The organism is Streptomyces sp. NL15-2K (genome assembly GCF_030551255.1).
In the GTDB taxonomy this organism is placed as follows: Bacteria; Actinomycetota; Actinomycetes; order Streptomycetales; family Streptomycetaceae; genus Streptomyces.
In genome coordinates this window covers 8,506,496-8,524,641 of sequence record NZ_CP130630.1, presented here as the reverse complement: position 1 = coordinate 8,524,641, position 18,146 = coordinate 8,506,496, and the positions used below count along the sequence as shown (strand labels likewise).

Annotated in this window: 18 protein-coding genes; 4 read left to right on the top strand and 14 right to left on the bottom strand. The window is 69.1% G+C overall.

Annotation, left to right across the window (positions count from 1 at the left end):
• Positions 1-846: 846 nt before the first annotated feature.
• Positions 847-1,014, top strand: coding sequence for a hypothetical protein (locus Q4V64_RS38350; RefSeq protein WP_172629096.1), 168 nt, complete (start codon positions 847-849; stop codon positions 1,012-1,014).
• Here the strand turns inward: Q4V64_RS38350 and Q4V64_RS38345 are convergent.
• The 14 genes from Q4V64_RS38345 to eccB form a co-directional block, all read right to left on the bottom strand.
• Positions 1,011-1,475 carry a hypothetical protein gene (locus Q4V64_RS38345; protein ID WP_216377576.1) on the bottom strand — a complete coding sequence of 155 codons (465 nt, stop codon included), beginning with the start codon at positions 1,473-1,475 and terminating at the stop codon, positions 1,011-1,013. The two genes, Q4V64_RS38350 and Q4V64_RS38345, sit on opposite strands and share 4 nt — an antisense overlap.
• Before the next feature lie 350 nt (positions 1,476-1,825).
• Positions 1,826-2,353 carry a hypothetical protein gene (locus Q4V64_RS38340; protein WP_172629097.1) on the bottom strand — a complete coding sequence of 176 codons (528 nt, stop codon included), beginning with the start codon at positions 2,351-2,353 and terminating at the stop codon, positions 1,826-1,828.
• Positions 2,331-3,623, bottom strand: coding sequence for a hypothetical protein (locus Q4V64_RS38335; RefSeq protein ID WP_124438839.1), 1,293 nt, complete (start codon positions 3,621-3,623; stop codon positions 2,331-2,333). The genes Q4V64_RS38340 and Q4V64_RS38335 overlap by 23 nt, the downstream gene beginning before the upstream one ends.
• Positions 3,623-3,925, bottom strand: a complete 303-nt coding sequence (locus Q4V64_RS38330; RefSeq protein WP_124438840.1) for a DUF6317 family protein — start codon at positions 3,923-3,925, stop codon at positions 3,623-3,625. Before Q4V64_RS38330 ends, Q4V64_RS38335 begins: the two co-directional genes overlap by 1 nt.
• The gene (locus tag Q4V64_RS38325; protein ID WP_253266846.1) at positions 3,925-4,482 is read right to left on the bottom strand and encodes an SAV_915 family protein; all 558 of its coding nucleotides are present in this window, start codon (positions 4,480-4,482) and stop codon (positions 3,925-3,927) included. Before Q4V64_RS38325 ends, Q4V64_RS38330 begins: the two co-directional genes overlap by 1 nt.
• A gap of 193 nt (positions 4,483-4,675) precedes the next feature.
• Entirely contained in the window at positions 4,676-5,170 is a 495-nt protein-coding gene (locus tag Q4V64_RS38320) for a hypothetical protein (protein WP_124438841.1), read from the bottom strand.
• Positions 5,167-5,862: a contact-dependent growth inhibition system immunity protein gene (locus tag Q4V64_RS38315; RefSeq protein WP_124438842.1), complete on the bottom strand. Its 696-nt coding sequence runs from the start codon at positions 5,860-5,862 to the stop codon at positions 5,167-5,169. Before Q4V64_RS38315 ends, Q4V64_RS38320 begins: the two co-directional genes overlap by 4 nt.
• A gap of 22 nt (positions 5,863-5,884) precedes the next feature.
• A complete protein-coding gene (locus Q4V64_RS38310; protein ID WP_124438843.1) occupies positions 5,885-6,184 on the bottom strand; it encodes an RNase A-like domain-containing protein in 300 nt (99 codons plus the stop codon).
• Positions 6,181-6,762, bottom strand: coding sequence for a hypothetical protein (locus Q4V64_RS38305; RefSeq protein ID WP_124438844.1), 582 nt, complete (start codon positions 6,760-6,762; stop codon positions 6,181-6,183). Before Q4V64_RS38305 ends, Q4V64_RS38310 begins: the two co-directional genes overlap by 4 nt.
• A 140-nt stretch (positions 6,763-6,902) precedes the next feature.
• Positions 6,903-8,753, bottom strand: a complete 1,851-nt coding sequence (locus Q4V64_RS38300; protein WP_253266847.1) for an RNase A-like domain-containing protein — start codon at positions 8,751-8,753, stop codon at positions 6,903-6,905.
• Positions 8,753-9,067 (bottom strand): WXG100 family type VII secretion target, encoded by a 315-nt coding sequence (locus Q4V64_RS38295; protein WP_124438845.1) that lies wholly within the window; start codon positions 9,065-9,067, stop codon positions 8,753-8,755. The genes Q4V64_RS38300 and Q4V64_RS38295 overlap by 1 nt, the downstream gene beginning before the upstream one ends.
• Positions 9,068-9,122: 55 nt before the next feature.
• On the bottom strand, positions 9,123-9,563 hold the full coding sequence (locus tag Q4V64_RS38290; protein ID WP_124438846.1) for a WXG100 family type VII secretion target: 441 nt from the start codon (positions 9,561-9,563) through the stop codon (positions 9,123-9,125).
• A gap of 133 nt (positions 9,564-9,696) precedes the next feature.
• Positions 9,697-10,926, bottom strand: coding sequence for a type VII secretion-associated serine protease mycosin (gene mycP, locus Q4V64_RS38285; RefSeq protein WP_253266848.1), 1,230 nt, complete (start codon positions 10,924-10,926; stop codon positions 9,697-9,699).
• A 38-nt stretch (positions 10,927-10,964) separates the two neighbouring features.
• Positions 10,965-12,491 (bottom strand): type VII secretion protein EccB, encoded by a 1,527-nt coding sequence (gene eccB / locus Q4V64_RS38280; protein ID WP_124438848.1) that lies wholly within the window; start codon positions 12,489-12,491, stop codon positions 10,965-10,967.
• Positions 12,492-12,690: 199 nt separating this feature from the next.
• Here eccB and eccE point away from each other — a divergent pair, with 199 nt between their 5' ends.
• From eccE to Q4V64_RS38265, 3 genes are all read left to right on the top strand, one after another.
• Entirely contained in the window at positions 12,691-14,028 is a 1,338-nt protein-coding gene (gene eccE, locus Q4V64_RS38275) for a type VII secretion protein EccE (protein ID WP_124438849.1), read from the top strand.
• A 5-nt stretch (positions 14,029-14,033) separates the two neighbouring features.
• Positions 14,034-14,810, top strand: a complete 777-nt coding sequence (locus Q4V64_RS38270; RefSeq protein ID WP_253266849.1) for a hypothetical protein — start codon at positions 14,034-14,036, stop codon at positions 14,808-14,810.
• A 344-nt stretch (positions 14,811-15,154) separates the two neighbouring features.
• Complete coding sequence (locus tag Q4V64_RS38265) at positions 15,155-18,136, top strand: SCO5717 family growth-regulating ATPase (RefSeq protein WP_124438850.1); 2,982 nt, start codon at positions 15,155-15,157, stop codon at positions 18,134-18,136.
• Positions 18,137-18,146 lie beyond the last annotated feature (10 nt).

Sequence of the window (18,146 nt, the reverse complement as noted above, 5' to 3'; positions counted from 1 at the left end):
GAAGACAGGAGGAACCGGCCCCGAGTTGACGGGAGGAACCGGCCCTCCGTTGGGTCCGCTTTGAGCGGTCACCGGCGACACACTCGTCGTCGGCCTCGTGGTCTCCTGAGGTGGCAGGGTGCCTACGCTGTCGATCTTCGTGCCGACGTTCACATCGGGGTGGACGGTTGGGCCGTCCACGTGCCTGAGCGGAGGCGTGACGTCTCCCGTACGCCGCTCACCCGTTGCTGTGCTCGAAGAGTCATGCCTGGCTGACACGGACTCACGAGCGGCCGCGAGCCCACCCGTACCTTGCTCTTCACCGACCGGGAACTCTTGCCCGTAGGACGGATCCGGCTTAGGCACCCCCACATCCGGCATAGCCTCAAACGTAGGCGGCTCCAAACCCGCCAGCGTCTCCTCCGACACCGCATAGAAGGACGCCAGGCGGTTCATCTGGTTGATCGCCTCTTGGCGGTCCTGCTCGGCCTTGACCGCCTCCGCGTACTCCTTGTTGCCCTCGACCCGCTGGGGCGTGGGAATCTCCTCGACTTCCTTGGGAAAGAAGCGGGTGTCCCGGGGCGGCATGGAGCTTCGGACGGACGCGAGGCCCGTGGCCGCTGCGTTGATCTGGGTGCCGGAGATCTCGGCGAAGGCGGCCAGGTGGCGGGCGTGGGTCACGAGTTTGGCGCCCCACTTACGGAAGGCCTCTCCGGACTCGCCCTCCCAGTCGACCCGGGTGATGTGACCCTCAAGCTCGTCGGCGGCTTCCTCGATGGCTGTCTGGGCGTTCCACAGAGCGGTGCTCGCGGTCTCCAGGTCCTCCGGGTTCGCTGACTCGACCATGTCGATCATGTGGTTCAGGGCGTGGCGCTCGAAGTCCGTCTTGCCGAAGACCCGGAGGTTTCCGCCCCCGAAGAAGCCTTCGAACGCGTTCGCCGCATGATTGGCCATGTTGATGGCACTGACCTGGGAGTCGGCCCACTGCCGCTCGAACTCGTGCGGGTCCTGGTGCTTCTGCTCGTCGCTCACTAGTAGCCGCCCCCTGCCTGCTTGTCGCCGGAGCGCTTCGGCGCGGGTTCACCGTGCTTCGCCGCTTCTGCCGCCGCCTCCGCGGCCTCCTTCTCCCGCTGCGCTTCCTCCTGCTGACGGCCGATCTCGGTCCGGATCTCCCAGAACCGCTGCCGCTGCTCCTCGTCGAGGTTGTCGAAGTTGCCTTGCGCGCCCAGAACGGCGATCTGCATCGCCTCTATCTGAAGCCCCAGGTTCTTGGAGAGTGCGGTGAGGCGTTCGTGGACGCGCTCGTACTGGCCGTGGAGGCCCTTGGCCTCGGCGAAGCCGCCCGAACCGCTGAACGAGGCCTCGGAGAGGGCGTGCGCCGCGAGCTTCTGAGGGCTGCCTGGCGAGCCCTCGAACGTGGCGAGCACAGCATCCACACGCTTCTTGAAGGTTCCGAGCGCCTCCAAGCCGACCTTGAGGCCCTCCGCAGGCAGCATGCCCACCCTCCCCGTTCCCCGTTTGTATAGCCATCGCGCGGTGCACAGGCGGTGGCCCGATCAACACACTCGATGACCACTGTAGTCATTGTGTAAATCACGGCCAACTGAACTTTGTGTTAGGAGAGTTACGAAGTTGTCGAGACACCATCAGGAGACCCGCTCCGAACCCCCTCGAAGGCTCTGAAACTTGGGCAAGCCACTCGCACTTCGTCACACCCGCTCCCTGTCAAGAACCGTCCCAATCGGTCAGGCACCGCGTGGCTCAAACTTTGCGATGCCAAAACCTTCCTGTCTTTGGCATGGCCCTCGGACCTGCGGCGCCGATGCCCATACGCACCTGCCGTCACTCACCCTTCCAACGCCCGCCGAGCCCCCACCTCGCTGGGATACTCCCGCACAGTGAACGCGGCGACGACCCAGCCGACGCACCACGCGGCGAACGCCGGCATGACCGGCGCCGCTATCAGGAAGAGGACGCGGCCCGCGAGGGTCAGCCACACGGAGCGGCGGGTCTCGGCGCGTTTGGCCTGGCGGGCCTGGGCGGGGGTGGGCGGGTCCAGGAGTTTCTTGTGGTGGTCGCGGCGTTGGAGCTGCCATCCCCAGATCAGTGCCGCGCAGGACGCCAGCGCCTGCGTCCAGTCCCAGACGGTGCGCACCGTCTGGGAAAGGTCCGCGCGGAAGCTGCCGTAGAGGACCAGCGCGATGTAGCAGAAGAAGGCCAGCACGGCGAACCAGAGGGCGGCGCCGACGGTGCGGCGCAGCCAGTAGCGGGCGCCGCGCTCGTACCACGTGGTGCCGAGGCCCGGCAGGGCCGGGATCGGGCCCCGGCGGCCGGGGACGGGGACGGGGACTTCAGAAGATGCTCTTGATGCCATGCCACACGTCGTCTTTCAGCCTGATGAAGTCGTCCCCGGTTTCTGACAGGACGTGTCCGCTGCCGTGCAGCACACCGCCCACCACTCCGTGGTCGTGGATGTCCTCGCTCCAGTGCTCGTGGAAGGCGTGATCGATGACGCCGGTCGCACCGACGACCACGGCTCCCCCGACCCCGGCCACGACGGCCACGGGCACATCGAAGGGGGCGAGGGCCACCAGGCCTGCCGTGATGGCCGTACCGGCGGCCAGGCCCGCGAGGTTGGCGCCGCCGTCGACAGTGACTGAGTGCTGCCAGGACCACCCCTTGGCGTGGTCGTCCGAGGCTTCCAGCAGTCCGCAGGCGCCGGCCGCGGCGACGTCCAGGACCGGGACCTCCTTGAGGAAGTCCGGGACTTTCTCCAGGCTCTTGCCCGCGCGCAGTGCGTCGGCCGCGTCGGCCAGCTTGACGTTGAGGGCTCGGTCGTACGGCAGTTTGGTGCTGCCGTGGTCGGCGCGGGCGATGTCCTCCTCCAGCGACTCGACCTGGGCCACGGCATCCTTGTAGGCACCTTTGGCAGGGAGATCCGCGGGAAGCGCGCGTCCCGCCTTCTGGAACGCCCTGCGCTCCGCGCGGAGTTCCTTCTTGGCGGCCCGCTCCTCGGCCTCAGCGCTGTCGATCTTGGTGCGGGCCTCTTGGCCGCCTGCCCGGGCGTCCTCGGCGTCGTAGGCGTACAGGCCTCGGAGATAGTCCGCGATGGTGATCTTGTCGCCGGTCGAAACCGGGGCCGTCACCTGCGCATACAGGCCGCGGAGCTTGTTCGCCGCGACCAGCCGGGCGTGCTGGGCGGTGTGCAGGATCTCCTTGCGCACCTTGGCGTACTCGTCCATCGCGGCGATCGTCTTCTGGGCACCGGCCGCGTCGGGAGGATCCGCCGTCACCATCGGCAGCGGAACGCCCTGGTCTCCCATGGCCACGCCCTTGCGCGTGGCCACGTGTTCGGCGTTCTGCAGCGCGGTCTCACAGGTGGTCAGTGCGTCGGTGAGGTCGGAAAGGATGTCGCCCGCGTCGTGCACGAGACTCGCGAAGGCCCCCGCCGTCAGCGCGTCCTGGCTCCAGGCGGCACGGAAGGTCTCGGCCGCCTCGCCCTTCCAACTCGCGTCGTCCACAAGGCGGTCGACGGCACGGCTGAGGGGATGGACGACGTCGTCGAGCTTCGGTTTGGCGTTCTTGTACGTCTCGGCCATCGTGCGCAGCCCGCCGATGTCACCGCCGACCCAGCTGTCGGCCATCAGCCGTCACCCGCCATCAGGTCCTCGAACAGGCCGTGTACGTCGATGTCGTGCCGTCGGAAGGAGTCGCGGGCGTACGTCACCTTGTCGCCGTGGTCGTCCAGCCGGTCGGCGAAGCCGGTGTGCAAGGCGACGATGAGGTCGGCGACCTCCTTGACAGCGTGGTCCAGTCCGGCGTCACCGCCGCCGACCACGGGCGGCGCCACGTCGGCGTGCAGCTTGCGGTAGTTGGTGGCCTCGTCGTGGAAGGTCTTCGACATCGCGGTGAGGTCGCTCAGGATCGCCTTGAAGTCGGCGGTCATCAGCGCACCTCCCGTGCGTAGGCGGCAAGGTCGGCCCGTTGCCAGTTGCGTTGTCCGGTGGCGACCGTCGGGTCGAGCAGGACGGTGACGCCGTACTCGCCCATCCCCTCGGCCAGCGGGCCGATCGAAGTGGCCACCCATGGCTGGGCCTCGCCGAGTGCGGCTACGAGGTTGTCGAGGGTGGTGAAGGCGAGGGCCACGGTTCCGTCGGTGGGGTGCCCGAAGAGTTCGTATGCGATGTAGGGGATGCGGGTGGGGGTGCCGGAGGAGGCGTCCGCGGTGTCGACGTACCGGGGATGGGCCGGCACGAACACAGGTGTGTGGTACGGGGGTACGCCGGGCTTCGGGCCCGGTGACTGCTCGGCCTCCGGGTGTTCGCTGCGCTCGCTGCACTCTGTGTACTCGACGTACTCGACGTAATCGAGAAGGCGTGATCTGCGGGGCTGCGGGTCCGATGCCCCGGCCTGGGTCTGGGGTTGGGCCCCGGCCTGAGCCGGACCTGCGGGCGGCTCCGCCTCGAAGTAGTCGAGAAGGCGGGAACGGATCGGTATAGCCACCGCCGTCTCCTCTTCCCCGTGGATGATGTGGCGGCACCACCGTAGCCAGCGAACAATCGCGCAAATCCCGCTATGTCAGGTTGGCGGGGTTCGGGCATGCGCAACCCATACGGCGGTTTGGCCACAGCCTGGCCTGTGCTTGACCGCGGGATGACTGGGGTGCGGTGAGAGGACTCCGGCGCGCTGTCGTCGGTCAGTCGTCGGCGACTTGGATCAGTACGGCGAAGCGGTCGCCGTCGCTGCCGACGACAAGGCCGTCGAACGTGCAACCGGTGACACCGTCCACGCAGCCGTCGTCCCAGTTGGACCACCACCGTGCTTCGGGGCCGAGGAGCCCCACCACGCGCTCGGCGATCGCCTCGGCTTCGGCGGGGTCCGTGAAGGGGAACTGGTCGAACGCCAGGTCTTTGGAGGCGAGTTCGGCCATGAGCGCGGTGGCCTCTGCCGGGCTCATGGAGTAGAGCGACATTTCAATCTGTGATGCAGGGGCAGGCTCGGCCTCGTCGGAGTACTGGTGCCAGTAGCTCTCGTGCAGTTCGACGACAAGGGCGTGCACTTCCTCGGCGACGGCCTTGGTGAGTCCGCCCAACTCACCGGTCGGCCGGAGCCGTCCTGCTCTGACGTATACGCGAAGCTCGTGCGAGAGGCCGTTCACCAGGGTGGACAACTCGTCGTCAGGCAAGATCACTTCGTGTCCCCGCGCGTGCGGGGGACGTACTCCGCCCGTGGCCCACTGAGCCGATCCGCGACGAGCGCGAGCCACCCGCCGGGCGAGTACGGGGCCGGCGGGTCGACCTCCATACCCAGCTCCGCAACAGCCAAGGCGTAATCGGACTCGTCAAGGTCGAGGGCGAGCAGCTCGTGCAGCTCGCCGACGAGGCGGGCGACGACCTGCGGGTCGGTGGAGGACCGGTAGTCGTTGATCGCCGCGTCGTGGTCGTCGAACTCGTCCTGCATGTCCTGCGAGAACCAACCGCCGAGGAACTGGCCGAGTTCGGGGAAGCGGGCGTGCCACTCCCAGTGGGTGACGGGGGTGGCGATGGCCGGAACCTCGCCCTCGTCGATGCTGTGCTTGATGTGATCGGCGAGGCAGTACAGCCACTGCTGAATCTCGCCCTCGGGCAGCCCGACGTCCGGGATCGAGTAGAACTCGCCCAGGCGCAGCCGGAGTCGGCCGGGAGGGTTGTCGGCGTACTCGCGCAACTGCCGCTCGGCGACGGCGAGGCACCACGGGCGACTGTGCCAGGTATGGCGCAGATACGCGATCAGGGCCTGGCTGGGCTTGTCCGCGGTGTCGTCGGCCGACTGTCCGGCGTAGGCACGCATCACCTGGTCCAGCTCGCCGTAGCGGCGGTCGTGTTCGAGGGGGCTCAGGGGCACGGTGATCAGCCTCTACGGATCTCTACAGGTAGACGGGAAAGGTGGCGTGGACGACGAAACCGTGTGGGCTGGATGCGTCCCGCTTCAGGACCACACGGGCCGACCGCACATCGGCCGGCTCCCGCCCAGCCAACATCATCGCCTGCAGCAGCACCCTGCCCACCGGCTCGGACCGGGACGGCCAGGACGCCTCAATGACCAAGCGGGGGCGCGTGGACTGAGCGAGCCACCGGTGAATGACCTGCTCGTTGGCCGTGACGACCTGCTGGGTGGCCCACATGGCCGTTTCTCGGTCGGGGTAGGTCGCACTACGGGTGATCACAGGCGGGCCGTTTCGTGAGCGTGCCGCATGTGGTCGTTGATGAGGCTCAGCAGCTGAGCCAGTTCCTCCGTCGTGGTCCAGGGCATGACGCGAGCGGCGTCGGCCGCGAGTTCGGGTGACTGCAGGTTCATCACCAGCGCCCTTTGCGCTTCAGCGGAAAGCGGGCCGAGATGTTCTGCGCAGAAAGGGTGCTCCGAATCGATAGCAGCAGCCACAGAATCCTCAAAGGTCTCATATTCGCCGAGGTTCACCCAATTTTTATAGAATCCCAAGAGCTTACCGAAGTGGACTTCTGATTCCCAGTCGGACATCGCAAGTCGGTCGAACTCTCTCGGCAACTCTCGATCGACCGCCCGGAGGACCCCTGCGAGCGTGTTCAGGTATTCGGTCTGGTCGGATCCACCAGACGCACGGTCGACTTTTTCTCTGAAGGAAATCGGAACAAGCCCTTCTCTCTGGTCGGCCCAAAGCTCTGACGCAAGGTCCAGGAGAGCGGTCACCGTTACCACAGGGCACACCCACTCAACCTCGTTCGTCCAGCGGAGCACACGCAGGAACCGGGCTATTTCCTCGTCCACTTCACGCTCTCCGTGGGACTCCTGGCACCCAATAACAATGTCCATGATTCTGTTTACGGGCCCTCGATCGAAGGCCGACCATGTAAATGACTGCATGAGTAATATCTTCCCGCCCGCGAGATTCACGGTCTTGTGCGAAATCAGGGTACCGGCATTGACGTGAGGACTACGAACGGAGGATCGATGCCTTTGCGATAACGCAGTACGACATCCACTCCATGTGTGTCGGAGGCCTGGGCCTGCAGGCCATGGGCATCATAGTCGGCTCGACTGACCGTGGACCCTGTCACCTGATTGAACGAAAGGGTGACGGGTGGGTCGATCGTAGACCTGTTCGGATCGTAGTTGGGGTTGTTCGCCGCCCTCCGCTCCACTCCCTCGATCCATTGCTCGATCCTGGCAGCGTTGTCGATGTCATCGAGCGCGGCCTGCGTGAACCGCTGAGCAGAGGGCATATCCGTGAAACTGGAGGAGGCGTCAGGCCTGACCTGCCCGTTACGGACGATCTGCTGATCCCTGAGACGCTGCGCAAGCTGCTCGTCCGTCTTACCCGCATGTTTGTCGATGACGTGGCTGCCGTGTATCCCTTCCTGGCCGGCCAAGTCAACCGGATAGAAATGGTTTTTCTCGTCCGTATCGGTTGTGTACTTGTGCTCGGTCTTGAACTCGTTGAGTGACCGTGCACCGAACGTCTCTGCACGCGCCTCTTCGGCGGCGTACGTAGGCACACTGCGTTTGGCTTCTTCCAGCGCGGCCTTGAGCTTGGTCAGGTCGTCGCCAAGAGCATCTATCTCGCTGTTGTAGCTGTCAACGGCGTGGTTCAGGCGGCCGGTGTCGATGTTGGCGATGAACTCCGCGGCAATCACCGGAAGTTCGGCGACCTTTTTGAGCGCGTCCAGGACACCGCCCACGTCGAAGGTCTTCTTGGCCGCGTCCTTGTACACATCGGTGATCGTGGACCTGACCTTCGTCACCTCCGCGCTCACCCCTTCGCACGCCGTCGCGAGCGCGCGGGCTGAGTCCTGGAGGACATCGAGTGCGGGCTGTCTCCCGTCGTCGTGGCTCCACTTGTAGTTGTGGTGCTCCTTGCCCCACGCCGTGGTCCCCCATATCGCCGAGCAGAACTGCTTCATAGCGCTCTGCCACTCATCGTTCCCCGGCGCGGGATTCGTGAGATAGGCGATCGCGTCGTCGAAGGAGTCCGCCGACTTCTTGGCGTCCTTGCCCGCCTGCCGCCAGGCCTGCGCGATCTTGGGCAGGTCGATGTCGTCACCGCCCGGCGTGATGTCGGCGACCTTCCCGTGGCGCAGGGCGTGTTGGAGGATCGGGCGGAGGATCTCGTCGCCGACCACGCTCAGGGCGCCGGAGACCTCGTCGATGATCGCGTTGCCCCAGCCGTCGCCGGCGGGCGCGTTGCCCCAGCCGAGTTCGGCGACGGGGCCGCCGGCGCCGGCGTTCTTGATGACGGCAGGTGGGTTCTTCTTGGCCACCGCCGGCGCCAGGGGGGCGGTTGCCTGCTCCGCCTGCGCGTAGTTGTTCGCCGTGACGGTGAGGCCGACCGCGGCGCCTCCGACGCCCTCCGTCGCCCGGCTCCACACCTCCAGGAAGAGTGCGGCGGCTTCGGCGTACGCCTTCGCGAAGGCTTCCGGTCCGGTGCCGCAGCCGACCGCGTGGGCGTAGCCGTCGAGTGTGTCGACGAGGCTCTTGGCCCGGTCGGAGAAGTCGTGCTGGGCGTTGCGCAGCAAATAGGAGGCGTAGTGCACGTGCTGCGGCTGCACGTCGAAGCCTACGAGGTTGCCTGGTGGAGCAGCGGGCTTCACCGCCGCCAGTTCATCGGCACGTTGCTGACGTGCCGAGTTCGTGTCCTGTCGCGAGATGTTCTTGCCGCCGGGGTCGGTCAGGCCGCCCGGCGACGGCTGGGGCGTGGGGGCGCTGCCGCCCGAAGAGCTGGTGCCGCCCGTGGGCGACGGGGTCGGGGCGGGCGTAGCCATCAGGCGGCCCCCCAGCCCCGCAGCACCGCCTGATGGGCCGCCGCATAGTTGGTGTGGCCGGTGGTCACGTACTCGTGCAGCCACTTCTGGGCCGCCTGCAAGTCCTGGGCCGAGCGGTCCCATTCGTCGAGCTTGTCGACGAACGCGTCGCGCGTCTCGCCCTCCCAGGACAGCACGACGGGTACGACGCGGTCGTAGAGGCCGTCCAGCCTTTCGTTGAGCTTCTTGAGGATGTCCTCGAGATCGGTGGCGAGGTCGTGGAGGGTTGAGAAGGTGACGGCTATGTGGTCGTCGGAAGCAGGCCCGGTCGGCATGATCCCCCGCGGATTTGGTAATTACGCCTGTGCAATGAGCAGTTGGCGATGCCGGTCAGAAACTGTCGAGGCTGCTGCGCGGTGCCGGGGGCGGCTCCGTGTTCGGCGTCGACAGCTTGTCGACCTCGCTGTCGACGTCCACCTGGATCGACCGCATCTGCGCGAGCACCTCGAGTTCGTTCTCGGTGAAGCCGTCCCGGCTCATGCGTACGGCCTGCTCCAGCAGCTTCATCACTTCACGGATGCGTACGGCGTCCTCGGCCGCCGCCCGGTGGAACGTGCGGTAGGCCGTCGCCGCCGGGCCCCGCCAGCCCGCCTCGATACGGTCGACGACCGCGTCCATGCGTTTGACCTGCTTGTCCAGGTGATCCTGCATGTCGTCGAGATCGCGAGCGAGCTTCGTCAGGTTCTGGGACGAGACCCGGAGGTTCTTGCCCTGCCCGTCCCCGCCGCCCTGTGTACCGCCCGGCGCCGAGCCTGTTCCGTTCACACTCATGCCGTACCTCTGCCCCCGTCGCTTCGGCGTCACGAGTCCGGTGATGCTTCGGCAATCGTACGGTTGTCCGGACAGTACGCCTCAAGTGACCCTGATGGCCGGGAAGATGGTTGGGAGATGGTTGGGAAGATGGCTAGGAAGAAGTCCCCGCGCTTCGTCCCCGCCTCCGCGCATCCCGCATCGCCACCGCCGTACCGCCCAGCCCGGCTACAAGAACCACCGCCCCCACGGACACATACGTAGCGAGGCGAGCGTTACGTTCCTCGGCCGTTTCGCCGATCTGGAACTTGGCCGGGGTGGGGGCTTCCTGCTTGCCCAGGCCTTGCTGAGGGTTGGGGGACTCTACGGGGTGTTCGTCCTCCGTCAGAGCTCGGACGGGGTCCACCACGCCCCAGCCGACCAAACGGTCGTGGCCCGCGATCGTGCGCTCAGCGGTCTGTTCGATCTGGGCGACGATCTCGCGGGCGGTCCAGTTCGGGTGCTTCGCCTTGATCAGTGCCGCGACCCCGGCGACGTACGGCGCCGAGAAGCTCGTACCGTTGTCGGAGCAGTGGCCGCCCTTGGGGACCGTGGAGATCATGTCGACGCCGGGGGCGGCGACGCCGACGAACTCGCCGGCCTGGGAGAAGGAGGCGCGCTCGTTGTTGCGGTCCGAGGCCGCGACCGCGAGGACGCCCTTGTAGGACGCGGGGTACGTCTCCTTGACGTTGCCGCCGAGACCGTCGTTGCCCGCCGAGGCCACGACGACGATCTTCTGAGCCAGGGCCTCGTCGATCGCCAGTTCCAGATCGGGCGTCGGCTTCACCGCGTTCGACGTGTCCTGGGAGATGTTGATGACGCCGGCCCCGGCCTGGATGGCGTAGCGGACCGCCCGCGCCAGGCTTTCGGCCGTGCCGTGGCCCTCCGCGTCGTTCTGCTGGATCGGGATGATCGTCGCCTCGGGGGCCAGGCCCACGAAGCCGGTGCCCTTGGCGGGGCGGGCCGCGATGATGCCGGCGACCTTGGTGCCGTGGCCGACGGTGTCCGTGGTGCCGTTCTCCTTGCCCCGCTCGATCGGGTCGCCGTTCTCGTCCTTGAGGTTCTTGTCCAGGAAGTTGCGGCCGCTCTTCGCGTCGACCGCGTCGGTGAGCTGTGGATTCGTCACGTCCACGCCGGTGTCGATCACCGCCACCCGTACGCCCTTGCCCTTGGACTGGCTCCACAGCTCGTCCAGGAGGACCCGCTGCAGGGACCAGGGACGACCCGGGTATTTGCCGTTGGGGAACGAGCACTGGTCCGAGTACGGGAGGTCGGCCGCCGCCGCGGGGGACGCGAGGACGACCGGGGCCGTCGTGAGCAGGGTCGCCGCCACCGTGGTCGTCATACGGAGGAGAGAAGGCACGTGTCGCATGTCCGCACCCCTCAGGAACCCTGCGGCTGGCGTGCCGCCGTCGTCGACAGGCGCGGTCCCGTGGGCAGGAACTCCGACCAGGCGGCGGGGATCGGCGCGGGATCCACGTCCTTGTAGCCCAGCCGGGTCTGGGCCTGCTCGGCCTCCTGCTGGGCCTGCTCGCGTTCCTTGGCCGTCGTACCGATGCCGGCGTCGTCCGTGCCGCTGTCGGCGTTGGACTGCAGGACGTAGCGCAGGCCCGTGTCGGTGACGAGGAAGACGGGGCCGGCCTTGGTCTCCTCGCCCTGGAACTGGCGGTAGAGCTGGCCGGATCCGGGCGTGACGTAGGCGCTGGAGGAGCCGGTGGGGAGCTTGGCCGGGAAGTCCGTGCCCGCCCAGGTGCTCAGGGTCGTGTCGCCCGAGCCGGCGTTCACGCCGCGCAGGACGTTGCAGACGGTGCTGCGGCTGCCGGCCGCACCGCGGGGCTCGTTGACGGGCTGGGGGTCCCCGGTCGGCCACCGGTACTCCGTGCCGAACGGCTTGCCGGGGACGATGTCGCTGGGGCCCAGCTGCTTGGCCTCACCGGCCTGTCCGAGGGAGGCCAGGTCCTTGCTGAACAGCAGGAGCTGGGCGACGAAGGGCGAGATGGGGGCGACGCGGCCGGGCAGCACCACGTAATCCTGCACCGTGTTGTTGTCGGCCGCCTTGAGCACCATGCCGACCTTGTTGGTCGCCTCGTCCAGCAGACCGGGGGCGTCGGCGGCGGCGCCCACCTGGCCGGGGATCTCCGGGAAGGAGATGGGGTCACCCTGGTGCAGGGTCTCCAGCCACTCCTTGGAGACCTTCTGCGGCTGCCGGCCGGAGCCGACGACGGCGCGCAGCAGCAGTTCGTCGCTCTTGTCGATGGGGTACGACCGCCCGCTCGCGTCCACCACGTAGTGGTTGCCGTCCGGGCCCGCGACGTAGAGGAGTTGACCGCCCGTCAGTTTCTCTCCCTTGCCCTCGGTCGCCTTCATGTCGCGGGAGGCGAGGACCAGGGCCGCCTTCTGGATGGACTCGCCGCCCGCGCTGGGACGTTCGCAGACCGCCCAGCGCTTCTCGCTGCCCGCCTCGGACGCCGAGGGAAGGCGGTCGGGCGCGTACGGGATGCCGATGGTGACGCCGTGCGGGATCTTGCCGTTGTCGAGGACGGATTCGGCGACGGTCACCACCTCGCCCTGGCCCTCGTTGAGGAGCAGCTTGGCGGAGGCCATGTTGAGGACCGGGTGCAGCTGGACCTGCTTGCCGGTCTTCAGGACGACGTAGCGCGTGGTGGAGTCGCTGGCGACGATCACCTTGGCGTTGGGGGTGTTCCAGCCCTTGGGAGCGGTGGGCTTGAACATGCCCCACGCCCCGAATACGGCGATGACGACCACGCCCACGATGACGCCGGGGAGTACCGAGCGCAGCGGGCGGGGAGCGCCCTCCTCCGAGCCGTCGGGCGACGACTGCAGGAAGGCCGCGAGCATGCGGCGCTTCGCGAAGGTGTAGGCATTGAGCTGATCGCGCCGAGATGCCATCTGTGCCTGTCTCTCCCCGTGTTCACATGGGCCGCGCTCGCCGGGGTGACGTGGTCCCCCGCCTTCGATGTCAGAGCGGAGCCCTACTATGCCTGGTATCCGCGAGGACTTGTGGAGCGGGTAGGGTACCCGGGCCCTCAAGGGCCTTGTGCGGTGCTGAAATACCAGCGAGTTGTGAGCAAAACGGGGGGATGGAGTGATGGCTTCCGGAACACGCGCCCGGTCCCGTGACCGATCGCGGACACGAGGCTCCTCGGCGCCCCGGCCAACGGCGCGAGCGCCCCGGCAGACACCGGCGCAACGGCCGCCCTCGCCGGGCGCGCTCCACCTCCGGGTGCGTTCGGGTCAGGTCGGGGCATTCCGGTTGCAACGCCTCGTGCTGTTCGAGATCGCGGCCGCCATCCTGCTCGTCGGATGGGTGATCGATCCCGTGGCGCTGGTGCCGGCGGCCGTCGTCGCCGTCTGTCTGGTGCTGCTCTCCTTCTTCCGCCGTCGCGGCCGCTCCCTGCCCGAATGGCTGGCCACCGCACGGGCGTTGAAAGCGCGACAGCGCCGGGCCGCGAGTACGCCGATACCGGAGGGCACGGAGCCGGGGCTCGCGCCGGCCGTCGAGTGCGACCCGAGTCTGCGGACGTACACGTACGCCGGCCGTGACCGCCGGCCCGTCGGCATCATCGGGGACGGCACGTTCGTCACCGCGGTTCTGCAGGTGGAGGCCGACGCCACCGCTCTGCGGGCCGAGCGGAACCGGCAGCCGCTGCCGTTCAGCCTGGTGCACGACGCCCTGGAGGTGGACGGGATCCGGCTGGAGTCGGCGCAGGTCGTGCTGCACACGCAGCCCGCGCCCGCGATTCATCTCCCCCAGCAGTCCGTGGCCGTCGCCAACTACGCGCCGCTGCAGGAGCAGACGGGCGCGCCGGCCGTGCGGATCACGTGGATCGCGTTGAAGCTCGACCCGGAGCTGTGTCCGGAGGCCGTGGCCGCGCGCGGTGGCGGTCTGGTCGGGGCGCAGAAGTGTGTCGTGCGGGCCGCCGATCACCTCGCGAGCCGGCTGACCGGGGCCGGGTTCCGGGCGTCCCTCCTCGACGAGGAGGAGCTGACCTCCGCCATCGCCACCTCGGCCTGCGCCAACCCGCTGGTGACGGCGGAGGCCGGACGGGCGGAGACGCGGGAGCGGCGGACCGAGGAGTCGAGCCGGAGCTGGCGCTGCGACAACCGCAGACACACCACGTACTGGATCCGCCGGTGGCCCGCGCTGGGCGGCGAGAGAGCACCGTCGCTGCCGCAGCTCCTCGCCCTGGTCACGGCCGTCCCCGCGCTCGCCACCACCTTCAGCCTCACGCTCACGCGTGGGGAGCGGCAGGAGGTCTCCGTGTGCGGGCACCTGCGGGTGACCGGGCGCAGTGACGACGAACTCGTCGCAGGCCGGCGCGCGTTGCAGGGCGCGGCCCGGCACACGGGCACGGGGCTCGCCCGCCTCGACCGGGAACAGGTACCCGGCATGCTCGCCACTCTGCCCCTCGGAGGTGCCCGGTGACGGCGATGACCACGCGCGTGGGACAGGCGGCCACCGGTCGCGGTGAGCCACAGCCCTCTGTGCCCGAGCGGGCGCGCGAACTGCTGCGCAGCGGCCTCGGACTGATCGGCCCCCGGCACGCTCGGCACTCCGTGTCCGTCGACCAGCTGGGCGCCCTCGCCCTCCCCATCGGCGACGACGGCGTCGTCATCGGAGTGGACGCGGATGGGCGGCCCGCGGTGTTGGGGATCAACCGGCCGACTCCGTACGACGTCGTCCTCATCGGCGGGCTGTGGACCGTGCAGGTCATCGCGCTCAGAGCGGCGGCCACGGGAGCGCGGGTGGCCGTGGAGACGGGGCGGCCGCAGGCCTGGATGCAGATGGTGCATGCCATGGGGGGCGGGCAGAACGGGCTGGCCGTGTATGACGTCGGGCGGGTCCCGCCGCAGGGCACCTCGGCCGGTACGCCCGTGCTGGTGGTGCGGGACTGCGGTATGCGGCCGCCGCGCGGTCGGGTCGTCTCCGGGCCCTGGCAGTCGGTGCTGACCCTACTGCCGTACCTCAGCCCCGTGGCTCCGCGGCTCCTGCGGCAGGCGCGGCTCGTCGGGGTGCAGAGAATCTCGCCGGACGAGGCGACGGAGCTGGGCCGCACGATGGCGCTGCCGCGGGCCGAGGTGGAGGCCCTGCCCGGCCTCTCCGACGGCCTCACTCTCTGGTGTAGCGATCGCGACCGGCAGTATGTGCTCACACAACCCACCGACGCCGAGATCGGATTGTTGGGTACGCCGCGCAGGATGGACTGAATCGGCTGCCGCCTGACGCGAATTGAGCATTCGGGGGCGAATCTTCCGCTTTGTCTTGCGACCGTACACCCGTTATCGGGCGGTTTGTTCATCGGAAGTGGTGACGTGTACGACACTCGCGGGCCCGTTGTGAAGCAGTGCGCGGGTCGTGATGGAGTGGATGGGCCTGCCAGGGTGGGGCACGTGGTGATTAGGCTGGGAGAGGGCGCGATGCCAGAACCCGTGGACCGGGCGTCGGTGCCCCAGGGGGAGCCGGCGGACCGGACGACCTCGAACGACCAAGGCCGACAAGAAATGGTCGCCCCGGCACGGCATGAGGGTGCTCGACCACACCAGGAGGAACTGTGAGCAGCGATCGGGACGGGATCCGCGGGGGCTGGGCCACACCCGACGATGACCAGCCCGACGCGGAGTCCGCCATCGAGATGACGGGCGAGTTCACCATCGACTACGCGCCGCCTGCCTGGTACACGCAGAACGCGGGTGGTGGGGGGTCGGGGCAGTCCGGGCAGTCCGGGCAGTCCGGGCAGTCCGGGCAGTCCGATCAGGAAACCGGTACGGCCGGTGCCTCGGGAGCCCCGGGGACGCCGTCGGCTGCTTCGCCTCCGCCGGACTCCGCGTTTCCGGCAGCGGCTCCCACTCCGGCTCCGGCTCCGGCCACTCCTCCGACGGGGGAGCCGATGGGCGTGCCCAGCCCGCCCGCCAGGAGCGGCTTCGAGTTGCAGCAGCCGTACGCACCCGTCCCGCCCCAGGCTCCCGCTCACCCTCAGCCACCGGCTCAGCCGCAGGGGCCGTGGGCTCAGGCCGCCGCTCCGACGGCTCCTGAGGCCCCCGTTGCGCCGCCTGCTCCTCCTGCCGCTCCTGCCCACCCCGCTTCCGGCGAGGGTGAGTCCGGAAACGGCGACCTGGAGAGCGGCGACACCATGCGCTTCTCCGCTGCCTCCCTGAAGCGGGAGATCGCGGAGCTCGCCGCCGCGTCCGAGGCGGCGGCCGGCGCCGGCGCCGGGCAGACGTCCGTCGGCGGGAGCGAGAGCGCGGCCGCCGGTTCCACGGAGAAGGCTTCGCCGCCGACCGGTGACGGTGACAGCGATGCCGGCGGTACGGCGGCGGACTCGCCCGGTGCAGATGCCGGTGCTGGTGCCAGTGGTCGTACGGATGCCGGCACGGACGCCTCCACCGACGTCGCCGGCGACTCCTCGTCCGCCGACGTGGACAGTGGCGACGACGCTCCGTCCACAACGGCCGAGGACACGGAGGAGGAGGCGGAGTCTTCGGCAGACGGCGAGACAGAGGACGCCTCCGCACAGGACGCCGGTGGCGCCGTGGACGAGTCGACGGATGCGGCCCCCGCCCCCCAGTCCGGCTTCTCCTCCTGGACTCCCCCGCCGGTGCCGGAGGGCGACGTGCCGCCGCTGCCGCCGTCGTACCAGCCGGCCGCCCCGGCACCGGCTGCCCAGTGGCCCGCACAGCCGCAGCCACAGCCGCAGCCGGAATCCGGCGCGCCCGCGCAGGACCAGCCGCCCACGTCGGCACCGCAGCCGCCCTTCCAGCCCCAGGCCCCGCAGCCCGCGCCGAACGCGTGGAACCAGCCCGCCGCGCCTGCCCAGCCGACGCCGCCGGCCCCGGAGACCCCTCCGGCCCCTCCGCAGCCCGGCTACGGCTTCCCGCACCCCGGCACTCCGCCTCAGCAGCCGCCCACCGCGCAGGGCGGATACGGCTTCCCCCAGCCCCCGGCACCCAACGCCCAGGGCGGATACGGCTTCCCACAGCCCCCCGCACCCAACGCCCAGGGCGGATACGGCTTCCCGCAGCCCTCCGCACACCCCGGCCAGCCGGCCAACCCGGCGCAGCAGCGCCCCGGCGCTCCGCAGCAGCCCGACGCCCAGCAGCCCCAGCAGGGTCCGTCCCAGCAGGGTCCGTCCCCGCAGGGCCCGCCTCCGCACGGTCAGCCGCCGCACGGCCAACCGCCGGTGGACCCCCGGACCGGTGGCGCCTGGCCCCAGGCCATGCAGCACGATCAGCGGCCGAGCAACCCGGGTGCGGCGCCCCTCGGGTACACCGCGGCCGTCGAGCTGTCCTCCGACCGGCTGCTCAACAACAAGAAGCAGAAGGCGAAGAGCAGCCGCCCGACGCCCGGCGGCGGCCGGTTCAAGCTGGGCGGGAAGAAGGAAGAAGCCGAGCGGCAGCGGAAGCTGGAGCTCATCCGCACCCCCGTGCTGTCCTGCTACCGCATCGCCGTCATCAGCCTGAAGGGCGGCGTCGGCAAGACGACCACGACCACGGCCCTCGGCTCCACGCTCGCCACCGAGCGGCAGGACAAGATCCTCGCCATCGACGCCAACCCGGACGCCGGTACGCTCGGCCGCCGCGTGCGGCGCGAGACCGGGGCCACCATCCGTGACCTCGTCCAGGCGATCCCGTACCTCAACTCGTACATGGACATCCGGCGGTTCACCTCCCAGGCTCCGTCCGGCCTGGAGATCATCGCCAACGACGTCGACCCGGCCGTGTCCACGACCTTCAACGACGAGGACTACCGGAGCGCCATCGACGTACTCGGCAACCAGTACCCGATCATCCTCACCGACTCCGGTACCGGTCTGCTCTACAGCGCCATGCGCGGTGTCCTCGACCTCGCCGACCAGCTCATCATCATCTCGACGCCGTCCGTGGACGGCGCGAGCAGCGCCAGTACGACGCTGGACTGGCTGTCCGCGCACGGGTACGCCGACCTCGTCTCGCGGTCCATCACCGTCATCTCGGGTGTCCGCGAGACCGGCAAGATGATCAAGGTCGAGGACATCGTGGCGCACTTCGAGACCCGTTGCCGGGGCGTGGTCGTCGTCCCCTTCGACGAGCATCTCGCCGCCGGTGCCGAGGTCAACCTCGACATGATGCGGCCGAAGGTGCGGGAGGCGTACTTCAACCTCGCGGCGATGGTCGCCGAGGACTTCGCACGGCATCAGCAGAAGCACGGCCTGTGGACGAGCGACGGCAACCCGCCGCCGGTCGCCGCACCTCCGATGCCGGGCCAGCAGGGCCAGCCGTACGCCCCCGGCCAGGCACCCGGCCAGCAGGGTCCGTACCCGCAGCAGCCCCACCCGGGCCACCAGCCCTACCCCGGCCAGCCGGGTCAGCAGTACCCCCCGGGCCAGCCGTACGGCCAGCCGGGACAACACGGGCAGCAGGGCCAGCCGTACCCCCAGTCCGGCGGCCAGCCCCAGCCCTACCCCGCACAGCCGGGCCAGCAGCCGGGCCAGCCCCACCCCGGCTACCCCCAGCACGACGGGCAGACCCCGCCTCCGCCCCCTCCCCCGCAGCAGTAGCCACACGCAA